Origin of the sequence: Branchiibius sp. NY16-3462-2, assembly GCF_001594145.1 — a bacterium.
Lineage (GTDB): Bacteria > Actinomycetota > Actinomycetes > Actinomycetales > Dermatophilaceae > Branchiibius.
On record NZ_LVCF01000043.1, the window covers coordinates 69,355 to 85,657 of the forward strand.

A 16,303-nucleotide genomic window follows, 5' to 3' on the forward strand; every position below is an offset into this window, starting at 1 on the left:
TTCCTCGCACGTCCGGCAAAATTCACAAAGAGGTGTATCCATGTCCGCATCCGGTCAGGCCCGCATCCAGCGGCGGACCATCCTCAAGGCCAGCGCGGCAGCGTTGGCTCTTCCCGCCTTCGGTTCCCTCGCTGCCTGCGGCGGATCCTCCGGCGGCAGCAGCGGCGGTGGCGGCGCGAGCGGCCCCCTCACGTTGCTCTACATGGGTGACGCCACCCAGCAGAAAGCGTTCCAGCAGTTGTTCGACGCGTTCCACAAGGAACACCCGGACATCGAGATCAAGGCGACCGGTATCGCGGCGGGCGACTGGGCCACCTTCGTCAACACCGTCTCCACGCAGATCGCCGGCGGCAAGGTGCCCGACATTGTCGATGTCGCCACCGAGGGTCAGCAACTGATGGCGTCCAAGGGGCTGCTGGAACCGCTGGACGACCGCATCGCCAAGGACAAGGCCGAGACTGATACCTTCTTCAACGGGATCGCTCCGAACCTCAAGACCTGGAGCGCGAAGTACGGTTCGCCGGACGGCAAGACCTACTACATCCCCGGTGGCTACAACACCACCGTGCAGTACTGCAACACCGAGGTGTTCCAGAAGGCCGGCGTCGACCTGCCGACCGGTGACTGGACCTGGGATGACTACAAGAATGCCGGGGAGCAGATCAAGTCCAAGACGGGCGCCTACCTGTTGGGTGTCGGCTACGGCTTCCCGTTCGTAGACATCATGCCGTGGCTGCTCACCAACGGCGCCAGCACGATCGATGCAGAGTGGAAGAAGGCGACCTTCAACTCGCCCGAGGCCGTCGAGGCCGTCACCTACGTCAAGAGCCTGCTGGACGCTGGCTACTCCCCCAAGCCCGGTGGCACCTTCGATGCGGCCGCTCAGTTCCAGAAAGGCAAACTCGCGACCCTCGGTGGCGGTCGCTGGCCGACGCTGGACATCCGCCGACTCAACATGGTCGACAAGACCCAGATCGTGAAGTGGCCGATGAAGAAGAGCAACGGCTCGGCGGCCGGTTGGGATGCGTGGCCGATCTTCAAGGCTTCCCAACGCAAGGACAAGGCCTGGACCTTCCTGAAGTGGATGATGTCCGAAAAGGCCTCGGAGTTCTATGCCAGTGTCGGCGGCACCAACGTTCCGGCTCTGACCGCTGTCGCCCAGAGCGAGGTCTTCCTCAAGGACGCACCCAAGGGCACTGAGCTCATCGCCAGCGCGATCGACTATGCGACCCCGATCCCCAGCCCTGCCAAGGGCGCGCAGATCCAGACCGAGGTCACCAAGGGCTGGCAGGCTGCCATCCTCGGACAGAAGTCTCCGCAGGACGCGCTGGACCAGGCGAACACGGCGATCCAAGCCCTGCTGTGACAACTGCCCTGGTTGAGGCGACCGCCCGGACCCCCTCGAGGGAGGGGGGCACCGGGCGGTCGGCCGGGTTGGCGGGCTGGTTCTTCGTCAGCCCGGCGGTGCTGCTGTTCCTGGTCTTCGTGCTCGGCCCGTTCATCGCCGCCATCGTGCTGAGTTTCTTCAGCTGGGACATGCTGACGCCGGCCACCTTCAACGGTTTCGGCAACTTCACCCAGATGTTCAGTGATCCGCTGCTGTACAAGGCACTGGCCAACACCTTCATCTTCGCGATCGCCTCGGTCGTCACCCACTTGATCGGCGGTCTGCTGCTCGCCCTGGGCGTGAACGCGCTGACCAGCCGGGTGGCGTCGTACTTCGTGCGCACGTCGTTGTTCTTCCCCTTCGTCATCTCCTGGGCAGCGGTGGCCCTGCTGTGGAAGTACGTACTGGATCCCACCTTCGGGATGGGCACCTACTACCTGAAGAAGATCGGGATCAACCCACCGGACTGGTTCACCGATCCGCACTGGGCGCTGCCCGCCATCATCGGCATCGACTGGTGGCACACCATCGGCTACACGTTCGTCATCCTGCTGGCGGGGTTGCAGACCGTCCCGGCCCAACTGATCGAGGCGGCGAAGATCGATGGCTGTAACGCCTGGCAGCGGCTGTGGCACGTGATCATCCCGATGATGTCACCGACGATCTTCTTCGCCACGATCATCACCTTCATCGGCGCCTTCCAGATCTTCGACCCTGTGCAGATCATCACTCCGGACGGTGGCCCGGAGAACGCCACCACCACGATCGTGATGTACCTGTACCAGAAGGGCTTCCAGGCTTTTGAGGTCGGCTACGCGTCCGCAGTTTCGATCCTGGTGTTCGCGGTGATGGCTGTCGTGACTGCCTTCCAGTTCTGGGCGAGCCGACGGTGGGTGGTGCAGTCGTGACCAGAAATCGTCTCCACCTCGGCCGCGCGGCGCTGACCGTGGTGCTGGTGCTGCTCGGCATCCTGATGCTGGCTCCGCTGGTCTGGCTGATCAGCGAGAGTTTCACCCAGGAGTCCGCCGCCTTCGACCTGCCACCCAACTGGGTTCCACGCCCGTTCACCACGGAGAACTTCAGCGCGATCGGTGGGTTGATCCCGTTCTGGCGGATGGCTCTGAACAGCGTCATCGTCGCGGTCATCACCACGGTCGGATCGATCATGGTCAGCCTGCTCGCGGCGTACGCCTTCTCCCGCTGTAGCTTCCGCGGCAAGGACAAGGTGTTCGGCCTCATGCTCGCTGCGCTCATGGTGCCGGCGCAGATGACGATCATCCCGGTGTTCATCCTGATGCGGCATCTGGGCCTGATCGATCACCTGGCCGCGCTGTGGCTGCCCGCACTGATCAACGTCTTCTCGATCTTCTTCTTCCGGCAGTACTTCAACTCCATCCCGCGGGAACTGGACGAGGCAGCCACCATGGACGGAGCCGGCCACTTCTGGATCCTGTTCCGGATGCTGGTGCCGCTGTCGGGACCGGCAGTCGCCGCCATGGGCATCCTCACCTTCGAAGCGTCATGGAACAACTACTTCGGCCCACTGATCTTTCTCAGTTCGCCGGAAAACATGACGCTGCCTATCGGACTAGTGACTTTGCAGGCAGGACAGGGCGGTTCGAGCGTTGTGGTGTTCGCTGCGATCACCGCAGTCGTCGTACCCGTCCTGATCGTCTTCCTGTTCGCCCAGCGGGCGTTCATTGCCAGCGTCGCCGCCGCGGGGATCCGCGGATGAGCGCCCACACCATCGATCCGGCCCAGCGGGACGCCACCCAGCGGTTGGTGATCCAGCGGACGATCCGCGGTATCTGGGCCGGACTACCGGCGCTGCTGGCTGGCAGTGTGGCTCTCACCCTGGCGGTCACCGCGGGTGTCGTGCTGGGCGGTGGCTTCACGCCATGGTCGCTGCTGCTCACCGCTCTGCTCGCCGGCCCACCCATCACCGGCCTGGCGCAGGTGTGCCACGACATCGTGATCGAGGACGACGCGACGATCCGTGGATGGGCCCGGGCCACCCGGCGTACCGCCCGCACCGGCATCGGCCTGCTGCTCGTGCCTGCGATCCCCGCCGCGCTGCTCATGGTCGCCGTCGTCGTGCACGAACGCACCGGCTCGGCGCTCTGGCTGGCCCCTATGGCGGCCAGCGCCAGTGCTACCGTCCTCGCGGTTTTCACCCTGCTGGCAGCCCTGCCTGCGACTGTCGCGCGGCCGGACCTGCGGGGCGTGGCGCTCTGGGCCACCGCCTTGCACCTGGTGGCCCGATGGCCGGTGCGCTTCGTCGCGCCGCTCACAGTGCTCGGCCTCGGCCTCTGGGCAGGACTGTCGATCACCGGCACGCTGCTTCCCCTGGTTCCCGGACCGGTCCTCCTTCTGGCCGCCGCCGCGTTCTGGGCCAGCGCCGTCGAACTCGGCGCCACCGATCTGAAATCCCCGGAAGAGCACATCCTCGACGAAAGGACCGCCTCGTCGTGACCGACAGCGGCATCAGCAATCTGGCCAGTCTGCGCTCGGTGCAGACCCGTTCGATCTCGCCGGAGAACTTCTCCGGTGCCAAGGGCCAGGGTGGACGAGCCACCGAAGGGACGGGCGCTGACTGTGCCCGTGACCTCGGGGTGGGCTGGAAGATCTCCCCGAGCGTCGATATCGCCGCCGGCGACACGTTCGAACTGGCCGGTATCGACGGGCCGGCCAAGATCACCCATATCTGGTGCACCACCCACCGGTCCAACTGGCGCTCTCTGGTGCTGCGCGCCTATTGGGACGGCAGTGACGAACCGGCGATCGAGGTCCCGCTCGGAGACTTCTTCGCCAACGGGTGGGGACGCTTCGCGCAGGTGTCCTCCAGCATGGTCGCCGCCAACCCCAACGGCGGTTTCAATGGCTACTGGCCGATGCCGTTCCGCACCGGAGCACGCCTGACGATCGAGAATCTCGCGCCGCAGGTGGCGACGGTGTACTACCAGATCACCTACGAGATCGGCAGCGACCACCAGAACGACGGCTACCTGCACACCCAGTTCCGTCGCTCGAATCCATTGCCGCACAGGGAGACCCACCCGATCGTCAGCGACATTCAAGGACAAGGGCAGTACGTCGGGACCTACGTTGCGTGGGGGGTGAACTCCCCCGGGTGGTGGGGTGAGGGCGAGATCAAGTTCTACCTCGACGGCGATCGCGACCAGGCCGACGGCGCCTTCCCGACCATCTGCGGCACCGGCACCGAGGACTACTTCGGCGGCGCCTGGAACTTCGATGTGCCCGGCCAGGGTTACACACCGTTCAGCACGCCGTACCTCGGCATGCCCCAGGTGCTACGGCCCGACGGTCTGTACTACTCCCAGCAACGATTCGGCATGTACCGCTGGCACATCCTGGACCCGATCCACTTCGCCGACGACCTGAGCGTCGACATCCAGGCACTGGGCTGGCGCAGTGGACACCGCTACAACCCGCTGCACGACGACATCGCCTCGACCGCCTTCTTCTACCTCGACCGTCCGACCACCCACCGCCCGCAGTTCCCGAGCGCCGATGACCTGGAGATCCTCGGTGAGCCGATGGATCCGCTGACGTGATCGACCTCGACACGGAGGCCATCGAGTGGCCGGTCGTCACCCGCTACTCCGGGCGGCGCCTGGAGCAGATCGCGATGCCTGTCGGCGGGATCGGGACCGGCTGCATCAGTCTGGGCGGGCGCGGCCAGCTGATCGACTGGGAGCTGTTCAATCGTCCGGCCAAGGGTTTCAACCCGTTGTCGTTCTTCGCAGTTCGTACCCAGGACGCAGACGGCCAGAGCATCACCCGGGTCCTGGAGGGCGCACTCACACCACGGGAACGCGACGGCCACCTCGGCAGCGCGGTGTCCGGCGCTGGTCTACCGCGTTTCAGCGACGCGGTCTTTGAAGCGGCCTATCCGTTCGGCCGGGTGCGACTTTCTGACCCCGAGCTACCGATCGCGGCGACGGTGTCAGCGTTCAACCCGCTGGTTCCGGGCGACTCCGACGCTAGTGGGCTTCCGCTGTTTGTGTTCCGGGTGCGCTTGTCCAACCTCAGCCAGCGACCGGTCCATGCCGACGTGTGCGGCAACGTGCAACACATCATCGGCTGGCGCAAGTCGCCCTATGGCGAGGATCGCATCCCTGACGGCAACCGCTTCGAACCCTTCTCGGGTGGTGGCTTTGACGGCCTGCGTGGGTACAGCACGACTGTGGATGAGACCGACGAGACCTGGGGCACCCTGGCTTTCGCCGTCCTCGGGGATGAGGTGAGCACTCGGCGTACGACGTGGGCACGCCGGTCCTGGGGTGACTCCCTCCTGGACTTCTGGGACGACTTCGCGGCCGACGGTCAGGTGACCGAACCCGAGCAGCCGGGAGCCACCGTACCCACCGGGTCCCTGGTCACCTCGGTTGACCTGGAACCGGGCGAGGCGCGCGAGGTCTCTTTCGTGATCGCCTGGCACACACCGAATCGCTACGGCTGGCAACATGATTGGGCGGGCCTGCCCCAGGGCAGCCATTCGACCGACTGGGTGGGTAACCACTACGCGCAGCGGTTCACCGATGCGGGTGCGGTCGTGGAGTACTTTGCGCCGCGGTTGGCGGGACTGGAAGCGGCCACCGCAGGGTACGTGCGCAGTGTCGCCGACAGTGGACTACCGGTGGAGGTACAGGATGCGGTCCTGTCCAACGTGGCGGTCCTGAAATCACCGACCTGTTTCCGGATCGCCGGCGGCACCTTCCTGGCTTGGGAGGGCTGCAACCCGACGACGGGTAGCTGCCACGGCAGTTGTACGCACGTGTGGAACTACCAGTACGCCCTGGAACAGCTCTTCCCCGACCTGGCCTGGTCGATGCGAGACGTCGAATTCCGTTGGAGTCTGGACGATCGCGGGATGATGAGTTTCCGCGCTGGCCTACCGTTGGCCACGCAGGGCAACCGATGGCGGGTAGGTGCGGCCGACGGGCAGATGGGTGCGCTCGTGCGGCTGCACCGCACGTGGTTGCTCTCCGGGGACCGCGATCGGCTGAAGGCCCTGTGGCCGCACGCGCGCAGGGCGATGGAGTTCGCGTGGATCGAGCACGGCTGGGATGCCGACCAGGACGGGCTGATGGAGGGCTGCCAGCACAACACGATGGACGTGGAGTACTACGGACCCAACGGGGTCGACCAGTCCTGGTATCTCGCAGCGCTCGTCGCGTGCGCGGACATGGCCACGGCCTGCGGCGACATCGATTTCGCCGCGCGATGCACGCAGTTGGCAGCGGCGGGAGCCAAGTCGACTGATGAATTGCTCTATGTCGCCGGCTATTACGAGCAGGACGTCCGGCCGGCGATGAGCGTGGACAACATCGCCGAGGGTCTACGGATCCGGTACGCCGGGGAGAATCCCGCGGTGGGGTCTGATGACCTGGAGCATCCAGACCTGCAGATCGGATCTGGCTGTACGACAGATCAACTGGTCGGCCACAGCATGCTGGCGCTTAGTGGGCTCGGCACCGGGTTGGATCCGCAGCACGTCCGCCAGGCCCTGCGCACCGTTGTGGCACACAACCACCGCGACGGCTTCACAGACCAGCTGAACCACCTGCGGACGTTCGCGACGGCAGATGAGCGGGGATTGATCAACTGCTCGTTCCCCCGCGGTCAGCGTCCGCAGCGCCCCTTCCCCTATTGCTATGAGGTGTGGACCGGTCTGGAATATTCGGCAGCGGTCGGCCTGGCGATCGAGGGCGATGTCGATGCAGCGAGCACGATCGCGGGCGAGGTTCGTGACCGGTACAACGGAGAGCGCCGCAACCCGTTCAACGAGATCGAGTGCGGCAACCACTACGTGCGCTCGATGGCCTCCTTCGGACTGGCCCATGCATGGTCCGGTGCCGTCGTCCGGGGCGACGACCTGAGCGTGGCACCGCGCACCGGGCGGTGGCCGGTGATCGCGGGCAGCCGGATCGGAATCGTCGAGATCACCGCTGACGGACCGGGCTGGAAGGCGACCTACATCCCCGGACTCGGTTCGGGCTTCTCGAGTGTGGAGGTGCGTTCATGACCACGACTGTGACACTCGGTGTCGACATCGGCACGTCGAGCACGAAGGGTGTGCTGGTCGACGCCACCGGTGCGCTGGTGGCCTCGAGTACTCGCGCCCATCAACCGCAGCGACCCCGACCCGGGCACGTCGAGATGGACGCCGACATCTGGTGGACCGAATTCGTCGACATCACAAGCGAACTGGTCTCGGGCAACCCGGACTGTGCCGTCGCGGCCGTCGGTGTCAGCGGGATGGGTCCGTGCGTCCTGTTGACCGACGAGGATGACCGGCCGTTGCGCCCAGCCATCCTCTACGGCGTCGATACCCGGGCCACCCGGCAGATCGACGAACTGACCCAGCGCTACGGGCAGGACACCATCCTGGCGCGGTGCGGGTCGGCCTTGACCACCCAGGCAGTCGGACCGAAACTCGCGTGGGTGGCCCAGGAAGAGCCTGAGGTGTTTCAACGCGCCCGCCGCCTGTACATGCCGAGTTCGTGGTTGGTCCGACACCTCACCGGCGCCTACGTCCTCGACCAGCACTCCGCGAGTCAATGCACTCCGATGTACGACGCTGCCGGCGGCTCGTGGCTTCAGCCCTGGGCCGGCGATCTCGCCGGTGACATCGCCCTCCCGCCATTGCAGTGGACCGACGAGGTCGCCGGGTCGATCACCGCAGCGGCGGCGGCCGAAACCACTCTGCCTGAGGGTATTCCGGTCCTCACCGGCACCATCGACGCGTGGGCCGAGCAGGTCAGCGTGGGCGCCGTCCGGCCGGGTGACCTGATGCTGATGTACGGCACCACCATGTTCTTGGTCCTGACGGTCGATCAGCCGTTGCACGACGTCTCCTTGTGGGGCACCGCCGGTGTCTTCGCGGGCACGCACTGCCTCGCCGGCGGTATGGCGACCAGTGGAGCGATCACCGGGTGGCTCGCCGATCTGACCGGTGTCAATCACGCCACGCTCATGGCCGAAGCGCGTGAATCCGCCGCTGGCTCAGCTGGATTGCTGACGCTTCCCTACTTCGCCGGTGAACGGACACCGATCATGGACCCAGACGCGCGGGGGGTGATTGCCGGGCTCACCCTGGGGCACACCCGCGGCGATCTGTACCGATCCGCGCTGGAGGCAACGGCATTCGGGGTGCGGCACAACATCGAGGCCTTCGAGAATGCTGGTGGCCGGATCGAGCGCATCATCGCCGTGGGCGGGGGCGCCCAGCAAGCCGTCTGGCCCCAGATCGTCACGGACGTGACCGGCCGGGAACAGGTCGTTCCGTCGGTCACGATCGGCGCGGCGTACGGCGATGCGTACCTGGCCGCCCGCGCACTAGGGGATGCCGACATCGACGAGTGGAATCCCCCGGACGGGGTCTGCCAGCCCAACCCCGACTACCAGGCGACCTATGACCGGCTCTACCCGCTCTACCGGGATCTCTATCTCGCGTCACGGGACGTAGTCCACGCCCTGACCCGGTTCCAGCACGACGCATCCGACGCATCACACCAGGAGGATTGATGACTGCCTACGCTGTTCCCACCATCGACGAAGCACCCACCGCCGTGCAGGGCGCGGTCTACACCGTCGCCAGCGGAGACCTGCGACCCGCCGCTAACGAGACCTGTTGGCCGGTCCAGCAGAAACTCGAGGCCGACTTCAGCGCCGCCGTGGAATCACTGGGCTACAAGGTGATCCGAGGTCATCAGCCCGACCCGGTCAAAGGTCACGGCTTCCTGGACAGCCAACGCGCCGGCATTGAGGCCTTCCGCAACATCCCGCGAGACGCCCCCCTCGTGGTGGTGGAGGCGGTCTGGGAGTACAGCCACCACGTGCTGGCCGGGCTGCGCAGCCACCGCGGCCCGATCCTGGTTGTCGCGAACTGGGCGGGCGAGTTCCCCGGGTTGGTGGGTCTGCTCAACCTCGCCGGAAGCATGACCAAGGCGGGGATCGAATACTCCGTGCTGTGGAGCCCCGACTTCGCCGACCAGTGGAGTCGCGACCGTCTCCAGGAATGGCTGGACACCGGGCATATCGAGCACGACGCCAGCCACGTGCACGACCTCGGCGAGCTGCCGACGAGCGACGAGACCACGTTGGGCAAAGCGTTGGCGCAGCAGTTGAGGCAGCAGAAGGCGATCGCCGGCGTCTTCGACGAGGGCTGCATGGGTATGTACAACGCCATCTTCGACGACGAACTCATCAACGCCTTCGGTCTCTACAAGGAGCGCTTGTCCCAGAGCGCCCTGGTCTACGAAATGAGCCGGGTCTCCGATGACGAGGCGCAGGCGGTGTACAGCTGGCTGAAAGACCGAGGGATGGTCTTCCATCTGGGGACCGACGAGAAGACCGAACTAACCGAAGCGCAACTGCTCAGTCAGTTCCGGATGTACATCGCCGCGCTGCGGATCGCCGATGACTTCGGGCTGGACGCGGTCGGCATCCAGTACCAGCAGGGGTTGAAGGACACCGTTCCGGCCAGCGACCTCGCCGAGGGTCTGCTGAACAACGTCGAACGCCCTCCGGTCCTCAGCCGGGACGGATCGCGTGAGCTGTACGCCGGCAAGGCGCTGCCCCACTTCAATGAGGTGGACTGGGGCGTCGCGGTTGACTCGCTGGCCACCAACCGGATCTGGACGGCGATGGGTCTGGACCCGGCCACGACGCTGCACGACATCCGCTGGGGCGAGGAGTACGACGGGCAGTTCGTCTGGGTGTGGGAGATCTCCGGAGCGGTGCCGGCATCGCACAACGGCGGGTACGACAAGTCGTGGAGTATGCGCCAGCCCCCCATGTTCTTCCCGCTCGGCGGGGGCACCCTGAGCGGTGTCTCCAAGCCCGGATCAGTCGTGTGGTCAAGGGTTTTCATCATGGACGGGGTGCTTCATGCGGATCTCGGAAGAGCGACTTCGGTGACACTGCCGGAGGAGGAGACCCAGCGACGGCTCGCCGCAACCAACCCGCAGTGGCCGATCATGCACGCCGTGCTGCACGGCGTCAGCCGCGATCAGTTCATGGCCCGCCATCGCGCCAATCACCTCAACGTCGCCTACGCACCCGATGAGGAGACGGCGGACAAGGCGCTGGCAGCGAAGGCGGCCATGTTCGACTCCCTCGGCATCAATGTGCACCTATGCGGGGTTGAGTCGCCGTGACCCAGTGGCCCGCCGCCGGTTCAGCCGGCGGTGGGTCGTTGCGGCCAGGGCCAGGGCTTACACCCCTGAAGTCCCATGGACTGCTGCTGCATCACCGGGGCGTAGTCGCCGGCCTTGGCGCAGTGCTGGTGCTGATGCCCGAGGATGTGACCGACCTCGTGGTTGACCATGTACGCCCGGTAGGTCGCCAGGTCCGTCCCGAAGTAGGGCACGCCGAGCATCCACCGCTCGTAGTTCAGCGTCGCCCGCCCGTTGTTGCCGCAGGACCACTCACCGTGGGTATCCAGCGGTGCGCAGAGTTTGTTGACCGTGTCGGGGCTGGCCAGGGTGATGGCCAGGATGGGCTTCTGGCCCCTCGCCAGTTCGGCCGCGCTCAGTTGGACGAAGCGAACGTGGTCCACGCTCTGCCAACCCCGGGCATTGAGCAGGTCGGCTCCCACGGTCTTGGCGATGGAGGCGTTATCCGCACCCAGGCCGTTCTCGATCTGCAGGATGTAGGTGATCTCGCGGCCGGTCTTGGCGGTGGTGGTCTGAGGGACTCGCACCGTGGTGAACGTGCCTGTGCCCCTTGTGGGTACGACGATCGGCGTCGTACTGGGGGCAGCGGCGGGTCCTGTGGTGGTCGGCGCGGTGGACGACGTGACTGAGGGGTTCGGGCGGGCAGTCGGCTCGGCCCGACCCGACTCGTGCAGAAATCCGATGAGCGCACTGAGTCCCACCACACCGACTACTGCTGCGGTAGCGACGATCCCGCGTCGGCGCACCACTTGTTGATGCGCGCGTTCGTCTGGGTCACGCGGTGGCACGGGCTCACTCATGCGCGGGGATGCGCCTTTGCGAACGAGGATCGCAGGCGTTCGACGGACACGTGCGTGTAGATCTGGGTCGTCGACAAGCTCGCGTGGCCGAGCAGTTCCTGCACCGTGCGTAGGTCGGCGCCGCCTTCCAGCAGGTGGGTGGCCGCTGAATGCCGCAGCCCGTGCGGCCCCAGGTGCGGCGCGTCGGGCACCTCCTGCAGCAGTGCCGTCAGCACCCGACGGACGGTGCGCGGATCGATGCGACCGCCGCGAGCGCCGAGGAACAGCGCCGGTGGGCTCGTCGGTGCGACGACGCTGGGCCGGCCCCGGGTCAACCAGTGGTCGATCGCCTCAGCCGCGGGCACGCCGTACGGGACGACGCGCTGTTTGTTGCCCTTGCCGGTGACGCGGACGACGCGCGCGTCGCGGTCGAGGTCATCGACGTCGAGGCCGCACAACTCGCCCACCCGGATCCCGCTGGCGTACAGCAGTTCCAGCATGGCCCGGTCCCGCAGGTGGGTGGGGACGGCATCGTCGGCGGCGACTGCGGCCACGTCGAGCAGTCGATCGGCCTCGGCCTGCCGCAGGACCCCGGGCAACGTGCGGTGTCGCCTCGGTGAAATCAACCGCACAGCGGGATCGCCCGGCAACCGCTGGGTACGGGCCGCCCACCCGAAGAAGGCCCGCGCTGACGCGGCCCGACGGCTCACGGTGGAACGCGCTCCGCCGGCCGCGTCGATGCTGGCCAGCCAGGTGCGCAGATCCGCCAGACCGACCTCGGACCATTGGTCGAGACCAGCGGACAGCAGATGCGACTCCAGGTGTCGCAGATCGGTGAGGTAGGCACGAATGGTGTGTTCGGAGCGACCGCGCTCCAGACGCAGATACCGCTCGAACTCCCCCAGCAGTGCTGCGGGCTGCAGTCCGGTCGGCGGTGTCACCCTTGAAGGCTACAAACCGTGCCGGTGCTGGTCAGCAGGGACGCGCCAAGCTGCTCAGGCGATCAGGGAACCAACCGCGGACTCGAAGACCTCACGGTGCCGTGCGACATCGTCCGCGCTGGTCGTCGGGCACATCAGCGCCATGTTGTGGAAGGGCGTCAGCAGGATCCCCCGGTTGGCCAGATAGACGTGCAGGTAGTCCTCCAGCAGCGGGTCGGCCGAAGTGGCCGACTCGGTGCCGTTGCGGGGCGCGGGATCGGCGAACCGGTACTCGGTGCGAGCGCCGAGCTGGCTGACCGACCACGGCAGCCGATAGTGGTCAATCACCTGCCGCACGTCGGCCGTGAACTGCGTCGCGAGAGCGATCATCTGCTCGAACGCCGCGTCGGTCAGCACGTGCTCGAGGGTCGCGCGCATGGCCGCCACCGACAGCGGGTTGCCCGCCAGAGTGCCGCCGACACCACCCATATCGACCAGGTCGAGGTCAGTACGCCGCAGAGCCTGGTCGGCCAGTTCCTCACTCAATCCGTAGGCGCCACAAGGGATTCCGCCACCGATGGACTTGCCGATGATGACGATGTCCGGTTCCAGGCCCCACGCCGCCGTCGCCCCTCCCGGACCCGCCGAGAAGGTGTGGGTCTCGTCGTTGATCAGCAACGCGCCGTACGTCCGGGTCAGTTCACGCACGCCCTGCAGGTAGCCCGGCTCGGGGAGCACGATGCCGATGTTGGTCAGTGCCGGTTCCATCAGGACGGCAGCCACGTCACCATGCGCCAGTTGCCGCTCGAGCCCGGCCAGGTCGTTGAACTCAGCCACCCGGCTGGTGGCCGTCACCGGCACCGGCGCGCCCACGTTGCCCGGGCGGTCGATCCCGTCACCGTCCGGGCCGACGACGATCAACGACTCGTCGACCGAGCCGTGGTAGCAGTAGGCGTTGAAGAGGATCTTGGGTCGATCGGTGAGCGCCCGCACCAGGCGGATCGCCCAGCGGTTCGCGTCGGTCGCGGTCAGCGAGAAGCTCCATTTCGCCGCTCCGAAGCGGCGGGTCAGCTCCGCGCCCACCCATTCGGCGTCGGTGGTGGGCAGCATCGTGGTCAGACCACCCTGGGTGGCGATCCGCTGCTGGATCGCGGCCACGGTCGGCTCGGGCGAGTGGCCGGCCATCGCGCCGGTGTCGCCCAGCGCGAAGTCGACGTACTCGTGGCCGTCGATATCGACGACCCGGTTGCCGACCGCGCGATCCAGGTAGATCGGGAACCCGCTGGCCAGTTTGTTCATCCAGGTCATCGGCACCCGGCCGAACAAGTGGTCGGCGGAGGCGTACGCCGCGTGCGAGGCCGGATGCTCAGCGGCGAAACGCTCCACCTCGCGCTGGTAGAGCGTTCTCAGCCGATCACGGTCGATCTCAGGAGCAGGCACGGGCGAGACGCTCATGGCGGCGACTCTAGTGCGGCTGCTCGCTGTGCTGGTGCGGGTCGGATCTGGTGGAACCGGCATCAGCGGATCGCGCCCCGGGTTACCTTGCTCCGGTGACTCGCCGACCGATGACGTTCGCCGTGGCCGCCGCTGCCGGTGTTGCCCTCGTCCTGCCCGTTGACCTTCCCGCGCAGGCGGCGACTCCGAGCGCGCTGAGCGTCGCGCAGCGGTTGACGGTCAAGGGGCGGGCACCCAAGACGGGCTACGACCGCGCGAAGTTCGGCACCGCCTGGACCGATAACAACAGTGCGCCGTGGGGCCACAACGGATGCTCCACCCGCGAGGACATCCTGCGCCGGGACCTGACCCAGTTGCGCTTCAAGAAGTCGGGCAGATGCAGCAAGGTCGTCACCTCGGGACGCATCACCGATCCGTACACCGGCAAGGTCATCAATTTCGTACGCGGGCGAGGAACCTCCAGCAAGGTGCAGATCGATCACGTGGTGCCGCTGGCCGACGCATGGCAGAAAGGCGCCCAGCAATGGAGCACTGCCACGCGCGTGGCCTTCGCCAACGATCCGCTCAACCTCCTGGCCGTCGACGGTCCGACCAACCAGAAGAAGGGCGCCGGGGACGCTGCTACCTGGTTGCCACCGAACAAGGGTTTCCGGTGCCGGTACGTCGCGCTGCAGGTCGCGGTCAAAGCCAAGTACCGCGCGTGGGTCACCGCGGCCGAGAAGTCGGCGATGATCCGAATCCTGCAGGGCTGCAGGGGAATCAAGCTACCCAGCGAGCCCGGCGGCCGTTAACCGGTCACCTCCTGCCTGCTGCGCCGCCAGCCTCCGGCGCTGCGCTCGACCCGACCCGACAGTTCCAATGACCCCAGCGCGGCCATCACCTCCTGCCCGCTGACCCCGGCGATCACCGCCAGCCGGTCCACTGTCGTGGTGCGCGTCTTCGGCAGCGATTCAAAGACCCGCCGTGGCACCTCGGGCAGGTCGTCGTACACCAAGGCCAGCTCGTCCCGCTCCGGTGCCAGTAGTCCCTCGCCCACGGGGGCGACCAACTCCACGCACTGCGCGGCGTTGCTGACCAGGACCGCTCGCCCGTCCCGGATCCACGCGTTGGTGCCCGCGGATGCGGCGCTGGTGACCGGCCCGGGGACCGCAGCCAGCACCCGACCCAGCCGCTCGGCGTGCCCGGCTGAACTGAGCGCACCGGAGCGCAGCCCGGCCTCGACGACCACAGTCCCCGTGGTCAGGGCCGCGATCAATCGGTTGCGGGCCAGGAAGCGCTCGCGCCGCGGGGAGGCACCCGGCGGTGCTTCGGACAGCACCAATCCGTTGGCCCGGATCTGATCCAGCAGTTGACTGTGGGCGACCGGGTAAGGTCTGTCGACCCCTCCGGCCAGCACCGCAACGGTTGCGACATCGGCGGCGAGCGCACCCCGATGGGCTGCGGCGTCGATCCCGAATGCGGCGCCCGAGACGACGGTGTAACCGGAACTGGCCAGGTCGTAGCCGAGTTCGCCCGCAACATGCAGACCGTAGGAGGTGGCCGCTCTCGACCCGACGACGGCGATGCTACGGGCCCAGTCGATGTCCGTGATGCAGCCGCGGGCCCACACCGCGAACGGAGCGAACTCGAGGTCATCAAGTCCGGCCGGCCACCCCGGCAGACCTGGAAACAGCAACCGGGCACCGGTCTGGTGGGTGTTGAACAGCACCTGATCCAGGTCCAGGGCCTGGACGCGCGGCTGGCAGCGATCGAAATGACCGCCCTCGTTGCGGCTGATCGCCGACCAGGCCCGCGTCGTGCCCAGCTCCCGGATCAACGGTGCGAGCTTGGTGTCCATCGGCTCCACGACCACCGACAACGCAACCCTGGCGGACAACTCAGCGTCCTGGCGGACCTGGTGCGCTTCGACGCCGACACCGGCTTCAGAGACGTTCATGCGGCCCGCAACTCCGTCCGCAACATTGACGCGCCGCCCACCTGGGCGGGACCGGGCGCCTTCTCCCCGGCAAGATCAGCCAGCGTCCACGCCACGCGCAGGCAGCGATCGTATCCACGCAATGTCAGGGTTCCCTTCTCCAACTGTTCGTCCAGCGGCCGGGACACCTCTTTGGACAGGCGCCACGGAATTGCCCGCAGCACAGTGCCCGGCACGTCGGCATTGAGTCGCCAACCGAACGCCGACCAACGAGCCGCCTGACGCGCTCGAGCGGCCGTAACCCGTTCTGCCACAGTGGCCGTCGACTCCCCGCGACCCTGGGCCAATGAAGCCCGCGACACCGGAAGCAGGTTCAGACGCACGTCAACCCGGTCGAGCAACGGTCCCGACAGACGATTGAGGTAGGTCCGGCGCACCATCGCCGAGCAGGTGCAGTTGTTGTCCCGGGCAGCACCGCACGGACACGGGTTCGCCGCCAGCACGAGTTGGAATCGCGCGGGGAACCGCACCAACCGATCCGCCCTGGCGATGGTGACCGAACCGGATTCCAACGGCTGGCGCAACGCGTCCAGGACGTCCCGACGGAACTCCGGAGCCTCGTCCATGAACAGAACCCCCCGATG

General features: G+C 66.8%; 14 protein-coding genes. 9 read left to right on the top strand and 5 right to left on the bottom strand.

Annotation, left to right across the window (positions count from 1 at the left end):
- The first annotated feature begins 40 nt into the window (after positions 1-40).
- From AZH51_RS16390 to AZH51_RS16425, 8 genes are read left to right on the top strand one after another with little or no spacing between them, the layout of a single operon-like run.
- Complete coding sequence (locus tag AZH51_RS16390; RefSeq protein WP_291525926.1) at positions 41-1,366, top strand: sugar ABC transporter substrate-binding protein; 1,326 nt, start codon at positions 41-43, stop codon at positions 1,364-1,366.
- Positions 1,363-2,295, top strand: coding sequence for a carbohydrate ABC transporter permease (locus AZH51_RS16395; protein WP_291525927.1), 933 nt, complete (start codon positions 1,363-1,365; stop codon positions 2,293-2,295). The genes AZH51_RS16390 and AZH51_RS16395 overlap by 4 nt, the downstream gene beginning before the upstream one ends.
- Positions 2,292-3,122, top strand: a complete 831-nt coding sequence (locus AZH51_RS16400) for a carbohydrate ABC transporter permease (RefSeq protein ID WP_291525928.1) — start codon at positions 2,292-2,294, stop codon at positions 3,120-3,122. Before AZH51_RS16395 ends, AZH51_RS16400 begins: the two co-directional genes overlap by 4 nt.
- Positions 3,119-3,859 (top strand): hypothetical protein, encoded by a 741-nt coding sequence (locus AZH51_RS16405; protein WP_291525929.1) that lies wholly within the window; start codon positions 3,119-3,121, stop codon positions 3,857-3,859. The genes AZH51_RS16400 and AZH51_RS16405 overlap by 4 nt, the downstream gene beginning before the upstream one ends.
- Positions 3,856-4,962, top strand: coding sequence for a glycoside hydrolase family 172 protein (locus AZH51_RS16410; RefSeq protein ID WP_291525930.1), 1,107 nt, complete (start codon positions 3,856-3,858; stop codon positions 4,960-4,962). The genes AZH51_RS16405 and AZH51_RS16410 overlap by 4 nt, the downstream gene beginning before the upstream one ends.
- Positions 4,959-7,436 carry a GH116 family glycosyl-hydrolase gene (locus AZH51_RS16415; protein ID WP_291525931.1) on the top strand — a complete coding sequence of 826 codons (2,478 nt, stop codon included), beginning with the start codon at positions 4,959-4,961 and terminating at the stop codon, positions 7,434-7,436. Before AZH51_RS16410 ends, AZH51_RS16415 begins: the two co-directional genes overlap by 4 nt.
- Complete coding sequence (locus AZH51_RS16420) at positions 7,433-8,938, top strand: FGGY-family carbohydrate kinase (protein WP_291525932.1); 1,506 nt, start codon at positions 7,433-7,435, stop codon at positions 8,936-8,938. The genes AZH51_RS16415 and AZH51_RS16420 overlap by 4 nt, the downstream gene beginning before the upstream one ends.
- Entirely contained in the window at positions 8,938-10,572 is a 1,635-nt protein-coding gene (locus AZH51_RS16425; protein ID WP_291525933.1) for a fucose isomerase, read from the top strand. Before AZH51_RS16420 ends, AZH51_RS16425 begins: the two co-directional genes overlap by 1 nt.
- 20 nt (positions 10,573-10,592) lie before the next feature.
- Here AZH51_RS16425 and AZH51_RS16430 read toward each other — a convergent pair whose 3' ends face one another.
- Genes AZH51_RS16430 through AZH51_RS16440 form a run of 3 tightly spaced genes read right to left on the bottom strand, consistent with a single transcriptional unit; the run spans position 10,593 to position 13,744 of the window.
- Positions 10,593-11,390, bottom strand: coding sequence for a DUF3152 domain-containing protein (locus tag AZH51_RS16430; protein ID WP_291525934.1), 798 nt, complete (start codon positions 11,388-11,390; stop codon positions 10,593-10,595).
- Positions 11,387-12,310, bottom strand: coding sequence for a tyrosine recombinase XerC (locus AZH51_RS16435; protein WP_291525935.1), 924 nt, complete (start codon positions 12,308-12,310; stop codon positions 11,387-11,389). Before AZH51_RS16435 ends, AZH51_RS16430 begins: the two co-directional genes overlap by 4 nt.
- Before the next feature lie 54 nt (positions 12,311-12,364).
- Positions 12,365-13,744, bottom strand: a complete 1,380-nt coding sequence (locus tag AZH51_RS16440) for a transaminase (protein ID WP_291525936.1) — start codon at positions 13,742-13,744, stop codon at positions 12,365-12,367.
- Between the two features lie 95 nt (positions 13,745-13,839).
- Here AZH51_RS16440 and AZH51_RS16445 point away from each other — a divergent pair, with 95 nt between their 5' ends.
- Positions 13,840-14,535, top strand: a complete 696-nt coding sequence (locus AZH51_RS16445) for an HNH endonuclease family protein (protein WP_367188068.1) — start codon at positions 13,840-13,842, stop codon at positions 14,533-14,535.
- Here AZH51_RS16445 and dprA read toward each other — a convergent pair.
- Both dprA and AZH51_RS16455 read right to left on the bottom strand, forming a co-directional pair.
- Positions 14,532-15,680, bottom strand: a complete 1,149-nt coding sequence (dprA, locus tag AZH51_RS16450) for a DNA-processing protein DprA (protein WP_291525937.1) — start codon at positions 15,678-15,680, stop codon at positions 14,532-14,534. The genes AZH51_RS16445 and dprA overlap by 4 nt on opposite strands.
- Positions 15,677-16,285 (bottom strand): ATP-binding protein, encoded by a 609-nt coding sequence (locus AZH51_RS16455; RefSeq protein WP_291525938.1) that lies wholly within the window; start codon positions 16,283-16,285, stop codon positions 15,677-15,679. Before AZH51_RS16455 ends, dprA begins: the two co-directional genes overlap by 4 nt.
- Between the last annotated feature and the right edge of the window lie 18 nt (positions 16,286-16,303).